19 protein-coding genes and 1 riboswitch are annotated in these 19,307 nt (G+C 67.0%); of the genes, 17 read left to right on the forward strand and 2 right to left on the reverse strand.

Features of this window, described 5'->3' with window-relative positions; all coding sequences use genetic code 11:
- Positions 1-148: 148 nt before the first annotated feature.
- Positions 149-721, reverse strand: a complete 573-nt coding sequence (locus HV770_RS05225; protein WP_175158396.1) for a TMEM165/GDT1 family protein — start codon at positions 719-721, stop codon at positions 149-151.
- A 12-nt stretch (positions 722-733) separates the two neighbouring features.
- Positions 734-949: riboswitch (yybP-ykoY riboswitch) on the reverse strand.
- Positions 950-1,546: 597 nt separating this feature from the next.
- Between HV770_RS05225 and HV770_RS05230 the strand changes: the two genes are divergently transcribed.
- From HV770_RS05230 to HV770_RS05315, 17 genes are all read left to right on the forward strand, one after another.
- Positions 1,547-2,341, forward strand: coding sequence for a beta-ketoacyl synthase chain length factor (locus tag HV770_RS05230; RefSeq protein WP_175158397.1), 795 nt, complete (start codon positions 1,547-1,549; stop codon positions 2,339-2,341).
- The gene (locus HV770_RS05235; protein WP_175158398.1) at positions 2,325-3,119 is read left to right on the forward strand and encodes a lysophospholipid acyltransferase family protein; all 795 of its coding nucleotides are present in this window, start codon (positions 2,325-2,327) and stop codon (positions 3,117-3,119) included. The genes HV770_RS05230 and HV770_RS05235 overlap by 17 nt, the downstream gene beginning before the upstream one ends.
- Positions 3,094-3,393, forward strand: coding sequence for a phosphopantetheine-binding protein (locus HV770_RS05240; RefSeq protein ID WP_121315440.1), 300 nt, complete (start codon positions 3,094-3,096; stop codon positions 3,391-3,393). Before HV770_RS05235 ends, HV770_RS05240 begins: the two co-directional genes overlap by 26 nt.
- A gap of 3 nt (positions 3,394-3,396) precedes the next feature.
- The gene (locus tag HV770_RS05245) at positions 3,397-3,648 is read left to right on the forward strand and encodes an acyl carrier protein (protein WP_175158399.1); all 252 of its coding nucleotides are present in this window, start codon (positions 3,397-3,399) and stop codon (positions 3,646-3,648) included.
- Complete coding sequence (locus tag HV770_RS05250; protein ID WP_175158400.1) at positions 3,648-4,310, forward strand: COG4648 family protein; 663 nt, start codon at positions 3,648-3,650, stop codon at positions 4,308-4,310. The genes HV770_RS05245 and HV770_RS05250 overlap by 1 nt, the downstream gene beginning before the upstream one ends.
- Positions 4,307-6,022 (forward strand): ApeI family dehydratase, encoded by a 1,716-nt coding sequence (locus tag HV770_RS05255; RefSeq protein ID WP_175158401.1) that lies wholly within the window; start codon positions 4,307-4,309, stop codon positions 6,020-6,022. The genes HV770_RS05250 and HV770_RS05255 overlap by 4 nt, the downstream gene beginning before the upstream one ends.
- Positions 6,022-7,764 carry a glycosyltransferase family 2 protein gene (locus tag HV770_RS05260; RefSeq protein WP_175158402.1) on the forward strand — a complete coding sequence of 581 codons (1,743 nt, stop codon included), beginning with the start codon at positions 6,022-6,024 and terminating at the stop codon, positions 7,762-7,764. The genes HV770_RS05255 and HV770_RS05260 overlap by 1 nt, the downstream gene beginning before the upstream one ends.
- The gene (locus HV770_RS05265) at positions 7,751-9,355 is read left to right on the forward strand and encodes an HAL/PAL/TAL family ammonia-lyase (RefSeq protein ID WP_175158403.1); all 1,605 of its coding nucleotides are present in this window, start codon (positions 7,751-7,753) and stop codon (positions 9,353-9,355) included. Before HV770_RS05260 ends, HV770_RS05265 begins: the two co-directional genes overlap by 14 nt.
- Positions 9,352-9,783: an acyl-CoA thioesterase gene (locus HV770_RS05270; RefSeq protein ID WP_168664760.1), complete on the forward strand. Its 432-nt coding sequence runs from the start codon at positions 9,352-9,354 to the stop codon at positions 9,781-9,783. Before HV770_RS05265 ends, HV770_RS05270 begins: the two co-directional genes overlap by 4 nt.
- Positions 9,771-10,460, forward strand: a complete 690-nt coding sequence (locus HV770_RS05275; protein WP_175158404.1) for an outer membrane lipoprotein carrier protein LolA — start codon at positions 9,771-9,773, stop codon at positions 10,458-10,460. Before HV770_RS05270 ends, HV770_RS05275 begins: the two co-directional genes overlap by 13 nt.
- Entirely contained in the window at positions 10,460-13,126 is a 2,667-nt protein-coding gene (locus HV770_RS05280; protein WP_246290712.1) for an MMPL family transporter, read from the forward strand. The genes HV770_RS05275 and HV770_RS05280 overlap by 1 nt, the downstream gene beginning before the upstream one ends.
- Positions 13,123-14,307, forward strand: a complete 1,185-nt coding sequence (locus tag HV770_RS05290) for a beta-ketoacyl-[acyl-carrier-protein] synthase family protein (protein WP_175158405.1) — start codon at positions 13,123-13,125, stop codon at positions 14,305-14,307. Before HV770_RS05280 ends, HV770_RS05290 begins: the two co-directional genes overlap by 4 nt.
- A gap of 5 nt (positions 14,308-14,312) precedes the next feature.
- A complete protein-coding gene (locus tag HV770_RS05295) occupies positions 14,313-14,801 on the forward strand; it encodes a hotdog family protein (protein WP_175158406.1) in 489 nt (162 codons plus the stop codon).
- Positions 14,798-15,523 carry a 3-ketoacyl-ACP reductase FabG2 gene (locus tag HV770_RS05300; protein ID WP_175158407.1) on the forward strand — a complete coding sequence of 242 codons (726 nt, stop codon included), beginning with the start codon at positions 14,798-14,800 and terminating at the stop codon, positions 15,521-15,523. The genes HV770_RS05295 and HV770_RS05300 overlap by 4 nt, the downstream gene beginning before the upstream one ends.
- Complete coding sequence (locus HV770_RS05305) at positions 15,523-16,749, forward strand: beta-ketoacyl-ACP synthase (protein ID WP_175158408.1); 1,227 nt, start codon at positions 15,523-15,525, stop codon at positions 16,747-16,749. The genes HV770_RS05300 and HV770_RS05305 overlap by 1 nt, the downstream gene beginning before the upstream one ends.
- Complete coding sequence (locus HV770_RS05310) at positions 16,746-17,987, forward strand: beta-ketoacyl synthase N-terminal-like domain-containing protein (RefSeq protein WP_175158409.1); 1,242 nt, start codon at positions 16,746-16,748, stop codon at positions 17,985-17,987. The genes HV770_RS05305 and HV770_RS05310 overlap by 4 nt, the downstream gene beginning before the upstream one ends.
- A gap of 62 nt (positions 17,988-18,049) precedes the next feature.
- Entirely contained in the window at positions 18,050-18,472 is a 423-nt protein-coding gene (locus HV770_RS05315) for a signal peptidase (RefSeq protein WP_175158410.1), read from the forward strand.
- 64 nt (positions 18,473-18,536) lie between these two features.
- On the opposite strand, the gene HV770_RS05320 is transcribed toward HV770_RS05315, so the two are convergent.
- Entirely contained in the window at positions 18,537-19,265 is a 729-nt protein-coding gene (locus HV770_RS05320) for a class I SAM-dependent methyltransferase (RefSeq protein WP_175158411.1), read from the reverse strand.
- Positions 19,266-19,307: the final 42 nt, after the last annotated feature.

Raw genomic sequence — 19,307 nt, forward strand, 5'->3', positions numbered from 1 at the left:
CGTTCCGTTTGTGCAGTCTTGAGAAGCAGGACGTCTTACGCGATCCGGAGTTTTACAGGCTGGCCGTGCAGCGAAGCGCAACGCTAGTGCGATGCACCCGAGCGCGCCGTGCCGCCCGAACACCGCACAGGCGCCGCCCGAGCGCCGCCTAAACGCCGACCCCAAACAACGCCATCGCCCCCAGCACCACGAACAGCACTGCCGCGATGCCGTGCACGAGCCCGGTCGGCAGGCGGTGGGCGAAGCGGTCGCCGAGCAGGATCGCCGGCACGTTGGCGATCATCATGCCGAGCGTGGTGCCTGCCACCACGCCGAAGAAATCGTGAAAGCGCGCGGCGAGAGCGACCGTCGCAATCTGCGTCTTGTCGCCCATTTCCGCGATGAAGAACGCCACCACGGTCGCGCCGAAGACGCCGAAGTGCGTGCGGTTCGTGTTGGCTTCGTCCTCGTCGAGCTTGTCCGGCACGAGGATCCACAGGCCCATCGCGATGAACGAGGCGGCCAGCGCCCAGCGCATGATGGTCGGCGTCACCAGCGAGCCGAGCCACGCGCCGAGCGCACCCGCACCCGCGTGATTGATGAGGGTCGCGGTGAGCACGCCGAGAATGATCGGTACGGGTTTGCGGTAGCGGGCCGCGAGCACGAGCGAGAGCAGTTGTGTCTTGTCGCCGATTTCGGCGAGCGCGACCGCTCCAGTCGAAATGAGAAAAGCGTGATTCACGATTGTGAGGGTTCCTCGGGCCGAGATGTGAACGAGCGACGACCCACGACACGCCGGGCCCTGTTGCGGCGCGTGTGTGGATCATCGGTCTCGCCAGGCCAGAGGCTGCGGCTGCCATGGCCATGCAGGCCAAGTCTGTTGACAGGCGCCCCCGCGAACCGCACGTTCGACGCACCGGGTACAGCGGTGCGCAATGCCGCGGGGCGGCTACTCCCCAATGAGCGACGGAGTATAGCAGCCAGGGATGTGTCGGATTGCGCGAGCGGGCTGCGCGGCGACCGCGCGTTGCTCAGGCGGATGGGCAATGAGCGGGTCGAGCGAGGGAAATGTTTCTCGCATACCGGGCCCGCCGTAACGCTTGGCCTGTGTGCAAATGTTCGGATCTGAAACACCTGTGAAGAAAGTCGAATGAAAGTATTCGCGCAGATCACGCGTTTCCGACCGGGCCGCCGGCCTGATCCGAAACATGCCGGAAGGGACTTTCAGCCGGATCGCGGCGTGGGGCGCAAATGTCAATGCGGCGGCCCGGCACGGTTTAGCCACCTGTCGCACCGGCGATACGGATACAGATGGATACGTCTTTTGTGGCTGATTTAATCCAGAATATTCAGTATGATTCCGGCGACCAGGAGCGCCTCGGACGATTCATCTGACTCAACGTCACAGGCCTCTAACAATTAGGGCAAGTGCCGTTAATGCGCGACCCTATAAGAAAATTGCCCACCGGCTGGAGATCGCCGATCCGCGCGGCGTGTGCAGGCCGCGACGGTTCGTGTTCCGTCTGGCGCCTGAGCCTCTCCCCCGTTTCAACGCGCAAGCACCGATATGCCCGATCTGCACTGGACCATTCCGGTCGGTCGCTGGTCTAGCTGGCCGGCCACCGCATCTGCCGCACCCGATATTGGCTTTATCGAGCCGATCGTGCGGCGTCGTCTGAGCACGCTGTCGAAAGTCGCGCTGAAGGTCGCGCATGACTGCGTCGCGCAGGACGCGGTCCGGGTGGTGTTCGCGTCGCGGCATGGCGAATTGCGCCGCACCACCGACATCCTGCGCAGCATCAGCGCTGGCGAACCGGTTTCGCCGACCGCCTTCAGCCTGTCGGTGCTGAACGCCATGACCGGCGTGTTCGGTATCGCGCGCGGCGACCGCTCGGCGGCCAGCGCGATTTCGGCCGGCGCGCAAACGCTCGGTTACGCGCTGCTGGAAGCGCACGCGCAATACGCGACGCAGTCCGACTCGCCGGTCTTGCTGGTGTACGCCGACGAACCGGCCGACGCCGCCTACGGCACGATTGAAGACGAAGTGCAGGGCGGCGCGCTCGCCATTCTGCTCGACGGCGAGGCGGCGACTGGGCATATGGTGTGCTCCCTGTCGCGCGCCGTCGGTGATCAGACGTCCGGGCGGCTCGGCGGCGTAAGCGAAGCCGGCGCAGCCCAACCCGGCGAAACCGGCATTGACGCGGGCGCGCGCGCAAGCACCGGCGTCGCTCCAACCCCCGCGCCCGCGTCGTTCGCGACCCAGAGCCAGGCGTTGCTGCACTGTCTGGAAACCGGCCAGCCTGCATGCTGGCAGCGCGCCGACATCATCTGGCACTGGAGTTGGCATGACCGCGCGGCTTGATTATCTGTGGCGTTTTTGCGCGACCGGCATGGCCTTCGTGATATTCGGCGTGTGCGGCATGCTGTTTTCCGTGCTGGTGTTTCCGCTCGCATGGCTGTGGCCGCATCGCGCGTCGCGGCAGCGGGCGGTGACCGGCGTGATCCACTGGTTTTTCCGCGCGCTGGTCGCCGTGTTGCGGCGCATCGGCGTGATGGCGCTCGACGTGTCGGGATCGGACGCGCTGCGCGCCGGCGGCCCGGCGATCGTGGTGGCGAATCATCCGACCTACCTCGACGTGATGGTGCTGCTGTCGCTCACGCCGCGCGCCTGCTGCGTCGTGAAGAACGCGCACTGGCGCAACCCGTGTTTCTGGGGGATCGTGCGCGCGGCGCAATACGTCAGCAACGCAGACCCCGCCGAATTGATCGAAGCGGGCGCACGGCAACTCGCGGCCGGCTACACGATGATTATTTTTCCCGAAGGCACGCGCAGTCCCGCGCCGAACCGGCTGCACGCTTTTTCGCGCGGCTTCGCGCACATGGCGCTGAAGGTCGGCGCGCCGATCGTGCCGGTGCTGATGGATTGCGATCCGCCCGCGTTCACCCGGCAGATGCGCTGGTACGACGTGCCGGCGCGCGCGTTCCGGATGCGCGTGAACGTGCTCGATCCGCTCGGCGTCGAGCAGTTCGCGGCGCATGACACGGCACCGGCTCTGGCGGCGCGCAGCGTGACGAGCGCCGTCGAAGCCCACATTACCCGGCACCTGTTCGATTATGGATTCTTTAAAACTGGAAATTAAACAGCTTCTGATCGAAGCGCTCGATCTGGAAGACCTGAGCCCGGCCGATATCGACGACGATGCCCCGCTGTTCGACACCGACGGCATCGGTCTCGATTCGATCGACGCGCTCGAAATAGGCATCGTACTGCGCAAACAATACCAACTGACCATCGCGGCCAATGACGAACGCACGCGCGAACATTTTCGCTCGATCAGCACGCTAGCCGCGCTGGTCGAGAGTCAGCGCGAAGCGGCGCACGCAGCGAACGAAACCGCAAAGAAGGGGGAATAAACCGTGTCCGACGCAGAGATTCTTGAACGCATCCGTGAGATCTTCAAAGAGAACTTCGCCATCGAGCCCGAACAGGTGACGCCCGACGCTCATCTGTTCGAAGACCTCGATCTCGACAGCATCGACGCCGTCGACCTCGCGATCAAACTGCAGGAAATGACCGGCCGCCGCATCAAGCCGGAAGAATTCAAGTCGGTGCGCACCGTCGGCGACGTGATCGGTGCGGTCGAATCTCTGCTGGCGGCCCAGGGCTGATGCCGCTCGCGCGCTCGCGGGTGGCAGCGGCGCCGCCGGACGCTGCCGTGGCGACGCCCGGCACTGAGCGCCATTGGGGCAAGACCGTCGTGCAGGTGCTGTTCAAGCTCGCGTATCCCGCGCTGATTCTGTGCGCGTGGCGCTGGGACGAGCCGCGCCTCGTCGGCGGCATGCTGTTTGCGATTTTGTGGCTGCAGCGCTGGGCGGGCAGCGGCCCGGTCGCGGCTTCGCTGCGGCGTCTGTCGGCGATCGACTGGGGCGTGGTCGGCTTGCTGAGTGTCGCGTCGGCGGCGATCGTCGTCACCGATAGCGAACTGCTGTTGCGCCTCTACCCGTCGCTCGTCAATCTTGGTTTGCTGATCGCGTTCGGTGCGACGCTCGTGCGCGGCCCGTCGATGATCGAAAAATTCGCGCGCCTCGGCAATCCGGATCTGCCGCCCGCGGCGGTCCATCACACGCGGCGCGTGACGCAGGTGTGGTGCGCGTTCTTCGTGCTGAACGGCGCGTTCTCCGCCTACACGGCGCTGTACTGGAGCCGCGCGAGCTGGTCGTTGTATAACGGCGCGATTGCCTATGGACTGATCGGCGTGCTGCTCGTGGCCGAACTCATCTGGCGTTATCTGGTCGTGTTGCCGCGAGCCGCGCGTTCGGAGGCGGCATGATCGCGCTGCATGATCTGCTTTCGGTTTGCGGGAAACCATCGTCGAACACGCCGGTGTGCCGGGACGGCGGCGAGGTGCTCGATCGCGCGGCGTTTCGCGCGCGCGTCGCGGCATGGATCGCACGGGTGCAAACGCGGGCCGCGCAACGCTACGCGTTGTGTATCGACGATCCGTTCGACTTCGCCTGTGCGTTGTTCGCGCTGTTCGCGTGCGGCAAGGAACCGGTGATTCCGGCCAACGCGACGCCCGGCTATCTCGCTGATCTCGCCGACGCCTACGATGCCATGCTGACCGATGCGGATCTGCCGCCGTTCGCGCGGCAAGCGGGCGCAGACGCCAGCGCAACCGTCGGCACAGGACACTTCATCGACCCACAAGCCCCGCTGACGCTCTACACGTCCGGCAGCAGCGGCAGCCCCAAACCGATCCGCAAGACGCTCGCGCAGTTCGACGCCGAAGTGCACACGCTCGAGCAGCAGTGGGGCGCTTTGGTCGGCGACGCGACGATGCTTGCGAGCGTGCCGCATCATCACATCTACGGTTTGCTGTTTCGCGTGCTCTGGCCGCTGGCGGCCGGCCGCGCGTTCGACCGGGCGATCAGCCTCGAGCCGCTGCATTTGCAGAGCCGCATCGAGCAATGCGGTGCAACCGTGGTCGTCTCGACGCCCGCGCAGTTGTCGCGTTGGCCCGCGTTGCCCGGCTTCGCGTCGTTGCTGCCGGCCCCGCGCGCCTTCTTTTCGTCGGGCGGCCCGCTCGCGCTCGATGCCGCGCAGCCCTACGCTGCGGCTTACGGCGCCGCGCCGCTCGAAATCTACGGCAGCACGGAGACGGGCGGCATCGCGTGGCGGCGTCAGGATCGGACCGATGCGTGGCAACCGGTGAGCGGCATCGAAATTCGCCGCGATGAAGATGGCGCGTTGAACGTGCGCTCGCCGCATCTCGGTCACTCTGGCTGGCACCGCACCGACGATCAGATCGCCTGCGACGAGCATGGCCGCTTCCGTCTGCTGGGCCGGCTCGACCGTGTGCTGAAGCTGGACGGCAAACGCGTGTCGCTGCCCGAGCTGGAAGCGCGTCTCGCGCTGCATCCGTATGTCGCGCAAGCGGCGCTCGTGCCGCTCGCCGGCGCGTCGCGCGAACGCGTCGGCGCGCTGGTCGCACTGACCGAAGCGGGCAGCGTGGCCTTGCGCGACGAAGGCCGCGTGCTGCTCGCGCGAACCTTGCGCCGGCATCTCGCCGGTTATGTCGACGTGGTGGTGCTGCCGCGTCATTGGCGTTTCCGGCTGAGCTTGCCGTTCGACGCGCGCGGCAAGCTGCCGGTCAGCGCGGTGGCGGCCGCTTTCGGCGCGCGCGCCGAAGGTATGGAAGTGCTGGCCGAAGCGCTGACCCGGGCACACAGCGGCGACACGCTGCACTACGAACTGCGCGTGCCGCCCACGCTCGTGTATTTCGCCGGCCATTTCCCGGGGCTGCCGATTCTGCCCGGCGTGGTTCAGGTCGACTGGGCGGTTCGCCTTGCCGCCGATCATCTGCCGGCCGTGCGCGCGGTGGCGTCGATCGATCGGCTCAAGTTCATGGCGCCGGTTTCGCCGGGCGCGGTGCTCAAGCTCACGCTGGCCCACGACGCCGCACGCCGGCGCGTGCAGTTCGCGTACCGGCTGGAGGGCCGTGAATGCGCGTCGGGCGTGATCGTCTATCGGGAGCCCGGGTGATGAAGTTCGCTCCCTGCATCGTCATTCCGATCTACAACCACAAGGACGCGATCGGCGCGAGCGTCGCGCATCTCGCGGTGCATCGCCTGCCGATCTTCGTCGTCGACGACGGCAGCGACGACGCGACGCAGCAGGTGCTCGCCGCGCTTGCGCAGCATTACGCGGGGCAACTCACGCTGTTGCGGCTGCCCGTCAACGGCGGCAAGGGCGCGGCGGTGATGGCGGGGCTGCGCGCCGCGCGCGAGGCAGGCTACACGCACGCATTGCAGATCGACGCCGACGGCCAGCACGACGCGACCGACGTGCCGCGTTTCATCGACGCCGCGCGCGCCGAGCCTCGCGCGGTGATTCTCGGTCGCCCGGTCTACGACGAGAGCGTGCCGAAAGCGCGCCTTTATGGCCGCTATCTGACGCACGTGTGGGTGTGGATCGAAACGCTGTCGCTGACGATCCGCGACTCGATGTGCGGCTTCCGCCTTTATCCGCTGGCGCTCGCATGCGAGCTGATCGACAGTGTGCCGTTGCCCACGCGCATGGACTTCGACATCGAGATCCTCGTGCGCCTGCATTGGCGGCGCGCGGCGTTCCGCTCGATTCCGACGCGCGTCACCTATGCCGCCGACGGCGTGTCGCATTTCGACGTGCTGTGGGACAACGTGCGCATCAGCCGCAGCCACACGCGGCTCGTGTTCGGCATGCTGTGGCGTCTGCCGATGCTGCTCGCGCACAAGCTGATGCCGCGCCGCGCCGCGCCCCTGGATGCACCGCACGAAGCACAACAACGCGATGAACCGGATGACGAGGCCTGGTGGCGGATCGCCGAACGCGGCAGCCACCTCGGCATGGCCTTGCTCGCGCTCAGTTGCAAGCTGTTCGGCCGCCGTTTCACCGGGCTCTGGCTGCATCCGGTCGTCGCGTACTTCCTGCTGACGGGACGCGCCGCGCGCGAGGCGTCGGGCACATACTTCAGGCATCTCGGCGCGGCCGCGCCGCAAGACGAAACGCCGCGCCCGGGGTGGTTGTCCGCGTATCGTCACATGCTGGCGTTCGCGCAGTCGGGTTTCGACAAACTCGCCGCGTGGTCCGGCCGCTTCGACGACTCGGACGTGACGTTCGAAGATCGTTCGGCGTTCGAAGCATTATTGGCGAGCGGCAAGGGCGCACTCGTCATCGGCGCGCATCTCGGCAACCTGGAGATGACCCGCGCGCTCGCCGCACACGGTGCTCACGCGAAGGTCACCGCCGTGGTCTACACGGAGCACGCGCGCCGCTTCAACAGCGTGCTGGCGTCGGCCAATAGCGAGTTCTCGCGGCATCTGCTCGAAGTCCGCGACTTCGGACCCGAGACCGCGATGCTGATGCAGCAGCGCATCGATGCCGGCGAGCTGCTGGTGATCGTCGGCGACCGTGTGCCCGCGCACGAAGCGGGCCGTACCACCGATGCGCGGTTTCTCGGCGCGAGCGCGCCGTTCGCGCAAGGTCCGTATGTGCTCGCGCACGCGCTCGGCTGCCCGGTCTACCTGTTCTTCTGCCTGAAAGAGCACGACGGTTATCGTCTGTATTTCGAGCCGTTCGCCGAACGCATCGAATTGCCGCGCCGCGAACGCGCGCAGCATCTCGCCACGTGGGCGCAGCGTTACGCGGCACGTCTCGAACACTATTGCCGCAAGGCTCCCTATCAATGGTTCAACTTCTTCGATTTCTGGGCCAGCCCCAAGCGAGGCGCGAATGGCCGAACATGATCTGAGCGAAGCCGGCACGAATACGCAAGCCGGCGTGAATCGACACGCAGCGGCGGTCGTGATCGGCGCGCGCAAACTGACGATCGAAGAGGTCGTCGCGATTGCGCGGCAGCGCGCACCGGTCGCGCTGAGCGCGGACCCGGCATGGCGCGCGCGTATCCAGCGCGGCGCGGAGTTTCTGCGCCGCCATCTGGCCGCGGGCGCGACCGTCTACGGCGTGAACACCGGTTACGGCGACGCCTGCGTGGTCGATGTGCCGATGGAACTGGTCGAAGCGTTGCCGCTGCAACTGATGCGTTATCACGGCTGCGGTATGGGCCAGTATCTCGACGACGCACAAACGCTCGCGGTGATCGCCGCGCGCCTGAACTCGCTCGCGTATGGTTTTTCCGGCGTACGTCCGGTGTTGCTCGAACGCCTTGCCGATCTGATCAATCATCGCGTGTTGCCGCGCATTCCGGCCGAAGGCTCGGTCGGCGCGAGCGGCGATCTGACACCGCTGTCGTATGTGGCGGCGGCACTTGCCGGCGAACGCGACGTGCAGTTCGACGGCGCGCTGCGCGATGCGCGTGACGTATGGACCGAACTCGGCCTCGCGCCGCTCACGCTCGCACCGAAAGAAGGCCTCGCGCTGATGAACGGCACGGCGGTGATGACAGGCCTCGCCTGTCTCGCGTTTGCCCGCGCAAATCATCTGACGCGGCTCGTCGCGCGTTTGACGGCGCTCTCGACCGTCGCGCTCGACGGCCGTGCCGCGCATTTCGACGCGACGCTGTTCGAGGTGAAGCCGCACGCGGGCCAGGCCGAAGCAGCCGCGTGGATTCGCGACGATCTGAGGGGCCGCGACGATACGCCCGGGCATCGTCTGCAGGACCGGTATTCGATTCGTTGCGCGCCGCACGTGATCGGCGTCGCGCGTGATGCGCTGACGTGGGTGCGCCGCGATGTCGAGAACGAATTGAACAGCGCCAACGACAATCCGCTGATCGATCCCGACAACGGGCGCGTGCTGCACGGCGGCAACTTCTACGGCGGGCATATCGCGTTCGCGATGGATGCGCTGAAGGTCGCGATCGCCAATCTGGCCGATCTGATGGACCGGCAACTCGCGCTGCTGGTCGACGTCAATTTCAACAACGGCTTGCCGCGCAATCTGTCGGGCGCCGAGGCCGCGCGCGCCGCGATCAATCACGGCTTCAAGGCCGTGCAGATTTCGTCGTCGGCATGGACTGCGGAAGCGTTGAAGAACACGATGCCCGCGAGCGTCTTTTCGCGCTCGACCGAGTCGCACAATCAGGACAAGGTCAGCATGGGCACGATCGCCGCACGCGACTGCTTACGCGTGCTGGAGTTGACCGAACAGGTGGCCGCCGCGCATACGCTCGCGACGGTGCAGGCCGCGCGGCTGCGGTTGCGGACCGACGGCACGACGCCGGTGCCGGCGCCGCTGCGGCGGTTTATCGACGAGGTGGGCGCGGTGTCGCCGTTCGTCGCCGAGGACCGGGCGCTGGAGAGCGAGCTGCGCGCATTGACCGCGCGCATCGCCGCCGGCGATCTGCTCGACGGCTATGGTCAGGGAGCGAACGCATGAGCGGAACGCCCAAAGTGCTGAGCGCGAGCGCGACGGTCGAAGTGGCGTTTCACGACGTCGACGCGATGAACGTGTGCTGGCACGGCAACTATCTGAAGTACTTCGAGATCGGCCGTGCAGCGCTGCTGCGCGCGTTCGACTACGACTACCGTGAAATGCAGGCGTCGGGCTATCTATGGCCGATCGTCGAGGCGCATCTGAAGTACGTGCGCCCGGCCGTCTACGGTCAGAAGCTCGATGTGCGCACGCAACTGCTCGAACACGAAAACCGTCTGAAAATAGGCTATGAAATTGTCGATTGCGAATCCGGTACGCGACTGACGAAGGGCTATACGATCCAGGTCGCGGTCGATGCCGCGACCCAGGAGTTGCAGTTCGTCTCGCCACCAGTCGTGTTCGACAAGCTGGAGCGAGTATGGGGACGATGACATTGCGTGCGCTGATGGTGAGCGTGTCGAGCCTGATCGGCGTGGTTGGCGTGATGGCGTGGCCGGCACCAGCCGTGAGCGCAACGGCGGCACCGGCGGCAGCCACCGCACCCGCTGGCAACCCCGCGCTCGTTTCGCAGATCGCCGCGCACCTCGCCGAGGCCAAGGGGGTGCGCGCGCAGTTCACGCAGACGCAGACCCTGGCCGCAATGAAACAGCCGCTCGTCAGCAACGGCACGCTGCTGTTCCTGCGCGAGCGCGGCGTGCTCTGGCGGATCGACACGCCGTATCAAGCCGCCTATGTGATCACCGACGCGGGCGTCGTGCAGATCGACGCCACCGGTCGGCGCGTGAACGCCCACGGCGCGCAAGGCACGCGCGGCGTCGCGCAGGTCTCGAAGATGATGCGCGCAATGCTCGGCGGTGACTTGTCGGCGCTGTACTCGCAATTCGACGTGCAGGCCGAAGGCAGCACCGCGCAATGGCGCATGCAGCTGACGCCGAATCAGCCGCAGATCGCGCAATCGATCAAGCGTCTGGAAATGGAGGGCGGCGACTATCTGCAAAGCTTGCGCATCACGCTGGCGAACGGCGATGTGACGAAGCTAGAGTTCACCAGGAGTACGGCGGTGAGCGAACCGACGGCGGCTGAAGGTAGCCTGCTCGGAGCGCCGTAATGAATATACGGGACGTGCGACACATGCCGCGACAGCGGTCGGCGAAACAGACGTGGGGCGTGCGCGCCGCGTGGCTGCTGCTCGCGCTGATCGCGGCGCTGTATTGCGCGTGGCGCTTCGCGGGGCCGTCGCCGTTGCAGACCAATCTGCTCGCGCTTCTGCCCGCCACCGAGGCGGACCCGGTCGCCGAAAAAGCGGTCGACACGCTGGCGAGCGCGCTCGGCGACCGCACCGTGCTGCTCGTCACGAGCAACGACGGCGCGCACGCGAAAGCGGCGGCGAGGCAGCTTGGCGCGGCGTTGCAAAAGAGCGGGGCGTTCGGCTCGGTGACGGCGGAGTTGCCGCCGTTCGATCTCGCGCAGATTGCTGCGTTGTACATGCCATATCGCTTTGGCTTGTTGACGGCGGCCGATCGCGCGGCGCTGGCGGGAGGGGCGGCCTCGGAAAAGGCAGCGCCCCAAGCCAACTCGACCCTGCGCGGCACCCTCGCCCAACGCATCTACAGCCCATTACACGGCGGCCTGACCACGTCGCTCGCCGACGATCCGTTCGGCTGGCTCGAACGCTGGCTTAGCGGCCTGCCGCTCGCGACGTCGAACCTCGACATCGAAGACAACCTGCTGGTGGCGCATCGCGGGGCCGCGACCAGCGTGCTGATCGTCGCGACATTGCGGGGCTCCGCGTACGAAACCCAAACGCAGCGCGCGGTGCACGCGGCGCTCGTCCAAGGCGAAAGCGCGTTGCGGCAGACGTTCCCCGATGTGTCGGTAGCGCGCACCGGCGCGGTGTTCTACGCGGAGTCGGCGCGCAGCGCGTCCGAGCGCGAAGTGCATCTGATCGGCGTCGCGTCGCTGTGCGGGATCGCGCTGCTGATGATGTGGGTGTTCCGCTCGCCGCGCCTGTTGCTGCTCGGCTTCGTGTCGACGGCGCTCGGCATCGTCTGCGCGCTCGCGGCCACGCTGCTGGTATTCGGCCAACTGCATCTGCTGACGCTGGTGTTCGGCGCGAGTCTGATCGGCGAGGCCGTCGATTATTCGATCCAGTACTTCGTCGTGTATCTCGGCGCGCAGCGCGACTGGGACGCACGGCGCGGCGCGCGCACGGTGCGGCCCGCGCTGACGGTCGCGTTGCTGACGAGCCTGCTCGGCTACGCGATCCTGCTGTGGGTGCCGTTCCCCGCGCTCAAGCAGATCGCGTGCTTCGCGATGGTCGGCATCGCGACCGCATTCGCGTCCGTGCTGTCGCTATTGCCCACGCTGCTGACCCGCGCGCCGAAGCGCAGCCCGCAACGCGTGTTCGCGGGTGCCGCACGTTTGCTGACGCTCTGGCATCGCGCGATGGGCGGACGGCGCGCATGGGGTGTGGCCGTGTTGTTGCTGATCGCCGCGATTCCCGGCTGGCTGCGCCTGACCAGCGACGATGATATCCATCTGCTGATCCAGCGCGACCCGTCGCTCGTCGCGCAGGAGAACAAGGTGCGCGATGCGGTGGGCGTCGATAACAGCGCGCAGTTTTTCGTCGTGCGCGGCGCGACGCCGGAAGTCGTGCTGCAACGCGCCGAAGCGCTGGGCGCGAAACTGGACGGCTTGGACGGTACGCCGAACCAGGTCGGCGGTTATGAGTCGGTGGCGCAATTCGTGCCGTCGGCACAGCGGCAGAACGACGACCGCGCGTTGCTCGCGCAGCATGTGTTCAACGATCCCGCTGCGTTGCGCGCGACGCTGCTGCAAGCGGGCTTCAAGGACGAAGTCGCCGATGCCTGGCTCGCCGCTTACGCGAAGCCACCAGCGCCGCTCACCGTCGAGCGCTGGCTGGCCGCGCCGTGGTCGCAACCATACCGGCATTTGTGGCTCGGCGAAGTCGACCCGGCCGCGAAAACCTATGCGGCCGTCGTGATCCCGCAAGGCGTGACACCGCACAACGCGCCCGCACTGAATGCGCTCGCGCAAAGCGTGCCGGGCGTCGCGTTCGTCGACAAGGCCGCGAGCGTGTCGAAACTGTTCGGCGCGTATCGTGTCGACAGCGGCTGGTGGCTCGGCGGGGCGCTTGCACTCGTGCTCGTATTGCTGATCGTGCGATACGCGCCGAAGAAAGCCTCTTTCGGTAGCGCTTCGAATGAAGCCGCCTTGGGGCACACGCCGCAGAAAAACGTGTTGCAAAACGCCTCAGAGCAAGACCTCTCCTGGGCCGCGCAACCCGACGCGCGGCTCGCGCCCACGCAACGTGAAGCCTCTTCGGTGGACGCCCGGAACACGGCCTCTGCGTCCGACGCTCGGCAAACGGTCTCCCCGGCAGCCGGCCTGCGCGGCGGCATCGCCACCACGTTGCCGGTGGCGCTCGCAGTCGGCGTGACGCTCGCGGTGTTCGGCTACGCGGGCGTACCGCTCAACCTGTTCAACTGGCTCGCGTTGATGCTGGTACTCGGCGTCGGCGCAAACTATGCGGTGTTCCTGCGCGAAGGCTGCCTGCGCGCGCACGCGGATCTCGGCGCGGTGTGGACCGGCGTGCTGCTGTCGGCGGCCACCACGCTGTTGTCGTTCGGCATGCTCGGCATGAGCGAGATGCCCGCGCTGAAGAGCTTCGGCGCGACGCTCGCGCTCGGCATCGCGGTCTCGGTGCTGCTCGCGCCGATCGGCATGCCATCGGAATCGAGGAGGGTGGCATGAAGACGCCATCGGTTTATTTGCATGCGCTCGGCATGATCAACGCGCTGGGCGGCAACATCGACGAGATCGTGCCGGCGCTCGCCGCGACGCGCGCACCTGGCATGGCGAACGTGCATACCGGCATCGGCGACGCGTTTGCCGGCAGCGTGCTGGCGCCGCTGGATCTTGCGCCGCCCGCTGCCCTCGTGCGTTACGACTGCCGCAACAACCGTCTGCTGCTGGCCGCACTCGCGCAGATCGCCCCCGCCATCGACGCCGCGCGCGAACGTTACGGCGCTCACCGGATCGGCGTGGTGCTCGGCACCAGCACGTCGGGCATCGAGGCGGCCGAAGCCGCGTTCGTCTATCACGCGCAGGCGGGCCAGTTGCCCGAGAACTTCAACTACCGGCAGATGGAGATCGGCACCGCCGCGCCGTTCGCCGCCGCCGCGCTCGGCGTGCAAGGGCCGGCCTTCACGATTTCGACCGCGTGCACGTCGAGCGCGAAAGCCTTCGGGTCGGCGCGGCGTTTGCTGCAATTGCAACTGTGCGATGCGGTGGTGGTGGGCGGGGTCGATTCGCTGTGCGAATTGACCCTGCAGGGTTTCGCGTCGCTCGAATCGACCAGCGGTGTGCGCACCAATCCGATGAGCGTGAACCGTTGCGGGATCAACGTCGGCGAAGGTGCCGCCGTGTTTTTGATGAGCCGCGACGAAGCGGCGGTGCGTCTCGCGGGCCTCGGCGAATCGAGCGACGCGCATCATATTTCGTCGCCAGACCCGCAGGGCGCGGGTGCCGAGCTGGCGTTGCGCGAAGCGCTCGCCGATGCGGGCATCGGACCGTTTGCGCTCGACTATGTGAACCTGCACGCCACCGCCACACGCAAGAACGACGCAATGGAAGCGAAGCTGATGGCGCGCGTGTTTCCCGACGGCGTCGCGACGAGCGGTACCAAGCCCTTGACGGGCCACCAGCTCGGCGCGGCGGGCGCCACCGAACTCGGCTTCGCGTGGCTCACGCTCGCACGCGAGGACGTGCCACTGCCGCGTCACGTGTGGGACGGCGAGGCCGACCCCGCCTTGCCGGCGCTCGACCTCGTGGAAAGCGAACGCTTCCTGTCGCGGGGCGCGGGCGCGCAATACGTAATGAGCAATTCGTTTGCGTTTGGCGGCAGCAACGTCAGCGTGATCCTCGCACGGTGACGCGCATGACGGCCACGACGCCCAGCTTCGCGCAACTCGCGCAGCAACCGATCGAAGCGATCATTCCGCATCGCGGCAGCATGTTGCTGATCGACGCCGTCGACACGTTTGCCGAGGAAACGCTGAGCGCGCGCGCCCGCGTGGACTCGCAGGCATGGTATGCCGACGCCGATGGCGCGATGCCCGCGTGGATCGGCATCGAACTGATGGCGCAGGCGATCGCCGCGCACGTCGCGTTGCTGGCGATGCGCGGCGGCGGCCACGCGCGGCCAGGCGTGCTGCTCGGCTCACGCAGCTACAAGGCGTTGCAGCCGACGTTCGCGGCCGGCGCGTGCCTTTCGGTCCGCGTCCTCGAACTGTTGCGCAGCGAGGCGGGCCACGGCGCATACGAATGCACGATCCATCACGGCGAGCTGTGTTGCGCCGAGGCCGTCATCAAGGTTTTTCAACCGCCCGATTTCCAGTCATTCATCGAAGGGAGTTTCAGTTCATGAGCCGGCGTGTTCTCGTTACCGGCGCAAGCCGCGGCATTGGCCGTGCGATTGCGTACAAGTTGGCCGCCGACGGCTTCGCGGTCTCCGTGCATTGCCGCACGGGACGCAGCGAAGCCGACGCGGTTGCGACGGGCATCGCCGCGCAAGGCGGCACCGCGCGCGTGCTGCAGTTCGACGTGCGCGAGCGCGCCGCGTGCCGCGAGGTGCTCGAAACGGACCTCGCCGCGCACGGACCGTACTACGGCATCGTATGCAGCGCGGGCGTGACGCGCGACGCCGCGTTTCCCGCGCTCACCGAGGAAGACTGGGACATCGTGATCGAGACCGGTCTCGACGCGTTCTACAACGTCGTCCATCCGCTCACCATGCCGATGGTGCGCGCGCGCAAGGGCGGGCGCATCGTCACGATCGCGTCGGTGTCCGGCGTGATGGGCAATCGCGGCCAGGTCAATTACAGCGCGGCGAAGGCCGGGCTGATCGGCGCGACCAAGGCGCTCGCGGTCGAACTGGCGACGCGCAACATCACCGTCAATTGCGTCGCGCCGGGTCTGATCGAAACCGGCATGCTCGAGCAGATGCCGCTCGAACAGGCCTTGAAGACGGTGCCGATGAACCGCGTCGGCCAGCCTGCCGAGGTCGCCTCGGTGGTCAGCTTCCTGATGTCGGATGCGGCTTCCTATGTGACGCGCCAGGTGATCGGCGTCAATGGCGGGATGGTGTGATGAAGCGCGTCGTCATTACCGGCATGGGCGGCGTTACCGCATTCGGCGATAGCTGGGACGTCATCGAGGCGCGCCTGAGAAGCGGTGAGAACGCGGTGCGGCGCATGCCCGAATGGGATTACTTCGAATCGCTGCATACGCGGCTCGCCTGTCCGCTGCCCGATTTCAACGTGCCGGCCCACTATCCGCGCAAGAAAACGCGCTCGATGGGGCCGGTGTCGATGTACTCGGTGCGCGCGAGCGAACTCGCGCTCGCCGATGCGGGGTTGGCGGACGACCCGAGCATCGCCGACGGCCGCATGGGTGTCGCGTACGGCTCGTCGTCGGGCTCGGTGCAGCCGATCCGCGCGTTCGGCGCGATGCTCGAAACCGGCTCGATGGGCAGCGTCACGTCGAACAGCTACGTGCAGATGATGCCGCACACCACGGCGGTCAACGTCAGCCTGTTCTGGGATCTGAAAGGCCGGATCATTCCGACTTCGTGCGCGTGCGCGTCGGGCAGCCAGGCGATCGGCTACGCGTTCGAGGCGATCCAGAGCGGCAAGCAGACGCTGATGCTCGCGGGCGGCGCGGAAGAACTGTCGGGCCCGGCGGTCGCGGTGTTCGACACGCTGTACGCGACCAGCACGCGCAACGACGAGCCGCATCTGACGCCGCGTCCTTTCGATGCCGCGCGCGACGGCCTCGTGGTCGGCGAAGGCGCGGCCACACTGGTGCTCGAAGAATACGAACACGCGGTGGCGCGCGGGGCGCGGATTCATGCAGAGATCGTCGGCTTCGGCTGCAATTCGGACGGCGCGCACATGACCCAGCCGACCGCCGACACTATGGCGCTCGCCATGCAGCTCGCGCTGCGCGACGCGCAACTGCCGCCTGAGGCGATCGCGTACGTGAACGCGCACGGTACCTCGACCGATCGCGGCGACATCGCCGAGAGCCATGCGACCGCGCAGACTTTCGGCGAGCGCATGCCGATCAGTTCGCTCAAGAGCTACGTGGGGCACACGCTCGGTGCGTGCGGCGCGCTCGAAGCGTGGTGGACCATCGAGATGATGAAGCGCAACTGGTATGCGCCGACCTTGAACCTCCACAGCGTCGATCCGGCCTGCGCGCCGCTCGACTACATCGTCGGCACGGCGCGTGAGATCGATGCCGAACATGTGATGAGCAATAACTTTGCATTCGGCGGCATCAACACGTCGCTGATTTTCAGGCGCGTTCGATGAGCGTCGCGCTGCAACGCGTGGTCGTCACGGGCATGGGGATCGTGTCGTGCCTCGGCAATACGCTCGACGGCGTGTCCGCCGCCTTGCGCGCGGGCCGCTCGCGCATCGAACGGATCGACGCGTGGCGTGAGCGCGGGTTCGGCTCGCAGGTGGCGGGCGTCGCGTCGGCCGCGCACGAGCCGCCGTTCGAGCGCAAGCTCGAACGCTTCATGGGCGATACCGCGCGCTTCGCCTGCCACGCGGCGCGCCACGCGGTCGACGACGCCGGGCTCGCGCCTGCTGCGTTGCGCTCGCCGCGCGCCGGGGCGGTGATTGGCTCGGGCGTCGGCACCCTGGCGAGCTACGACGCCGCGCTCGCGATCGCGCAGGCGCGCGGCGTCGAAAAGGTGCCGCCGTACATCGTGCCGCATGCGATGAGCAGCACCGCGTCGGCGAACGTCGCGCAGGTGTTCGGGCTCGAAGGAGTGAGCTATTCGCCGTCGTCGGCATGCACGACCTCGGCGCTCGCCATCGGCCAGGCGATGCAGTTGATCCAGACGGGCCGCCAGCAGATCGTGCTGGCCGGCGGCAGCGAAGCGCTGCACGAGAACACGACATTGCTGTTCGACTCGATGGGCGCGCTGTCGCGGCGCTTCAACGACACGCCGCAGCACGCGTCGCGTCCGTACGATACACAGCGCGACGGCTTCGTGATCGCGTCGGGCGGCGGCGTGCTGGTGCTCGAAGCGCTCGATCACGCGTTGGCGCGCGGCGCGCGCATTTACGCGGAGCTGACCGGCTTCGGCGATTGCACGGACAGCGCGGCGATGGTCGCGCCGCGCGCGGCCGGCATCGCGCGGGCGATGCGCGGCGCGCTCGACACGGCGACCAGGCGTCCCGATTACATCAACACGCACGCACCGTCGACGCCGCTCGGCGACATCGAGGAACTGCGCGCGTTGCGTGACGTATTCGGCGCCGCGTCCGGGCGGCGCATGCCGGCGTTTTCGTCGACCAAGGGGATGACCGGGCATTCGATCGGCGCGTGCGGCGCGCACGAGGCGATCTACACGCTCTTGATGATGCGCGATGGGTTCATCGCGGGCACGGCGGATATCGGCGCGCCGGAGCCGGAAGTGCGCGGTATGCCGCTCGTGCGCAGTGCGCACGCTGCGCGTATCGACGCGGCGATGTCGGTGTCATTCGGGTTCGGCGGCAGTTGCGCGAGCCTGATGTTCGAAGCATGGCAGAGCGGTTGAATGGGCCGGCAACGCGGCCGGAAAAAGCGGCCGCGACTTCAAAAATAACGAAGGTGATGACAATGAAAAAAAAGGCTGTGCTGGGTGCGCTCGTCGTGGTGGCGTTGACGCAGGCGGGTTGCGCGACGCAGGTGAAGTCGCTGCCGTTCGCGGCGGCTGGCGGCGAGTCGCGTGGCGAGGTACCGGTGTTCTTCGGTCGGCAGGACCATCCGGCGGTACAGAGCCAGCTGGGCGAAGTGGCGTATTCGGTGCGCATCGCGCGCAAGGTTTCGAGTCCCGACGACGCATGCCACGAAGCGCTCGCCGAAGCGGTGCGCAAGCTGCGCGACGCGGCGCGCGCGCGTCATGCGAATGCGGTGATCGACGTGTCGACGCGGTTTCATAGCACCGAAACCAGTTCGTCGACCGACTTCACGTGTGGCGTGAGTCCGAGCGCAGCGGCGCTTGCGGTGCGCGGGCAACTCGTGGTGCTGGAAGCGCATTGAGTCGAAACGAGGCGGCAAGGAGCCTTGCTGCCCGGTTCTCGGAAAAGGCGCGTTGCAACCGGCTTTAATCAGCCTTGAGCGCCGCGACATTGACCAGCGTCTCACGACGCTTGCCCGGTTGCGGGCGATGCAGACCGAGCCGTTCGAGCAGACCGAAGTCCTTCGCGCGGCTCCACCAGAGATAGGGCAGCGAGACGTTGCGCTGGCCGAAGCTGAAGCCGCAGCGGCGAAGCATGTCGAGGTAGCCGTCGGCGCTCTTTTGCACCTGCATCGGATGACGGAACAGCAGCCGGATCACCCAGGACTTGATGTACGCATCGGTCGATTCGGCGAACAGCAGGATGCCGCCCGGCTTGAGCACGCGGCGGAACTCGGCGAGCGCACGCTCCTGTTCGACGAGATGATGGAAGGTTTGATGGCAGAACACGATATCGGCGCTGGCGTTGGGCAGCGGCAGGTTCGCGCAGTCGCCGTGCAGCAGTTCGATATCGGCCAGCGCGGCGCGGCAGGCCCGGGCCGCGTCGGCGGCGAGCGTGAGCGACGGCGCATGGAAATCGATGCCGACGATGCGGCGCGGCTTGAACGCATCGGCGAGCAGGCGAAACGAAATGCCTTGCCCGCAGCCGACGTCGACGATGACCGGCGCATCAGGCAGGGGGGTGTCGATCAAACGTTTGAGATCGTTGATCGCGACGCGCAGCACATGATGCTCCCACGTGTGCGTGCGCAGGAACCAGATGCCGAAAGCCGTCTCCGGCACGAACGGCACGCTGGATGTTTCGGTTGGCGACACGCTGCACTCCCGGCGAAATGTTGTCCTTGCAGTCAGAGGCGT

Origin of the sequence: Paraburkholderia fynbosensis (genome assembly GCF_902859935.1) — a bacterium.
In the GTDB taxonomy this organism is placed as follows: domain Bacteria; phylum Pseudomonadota; class Gammaproteobacteria; order Burkholderiales; family Burkholderiaceae; genus Paraburkholderia; species Paraburkholderia fynbosensis.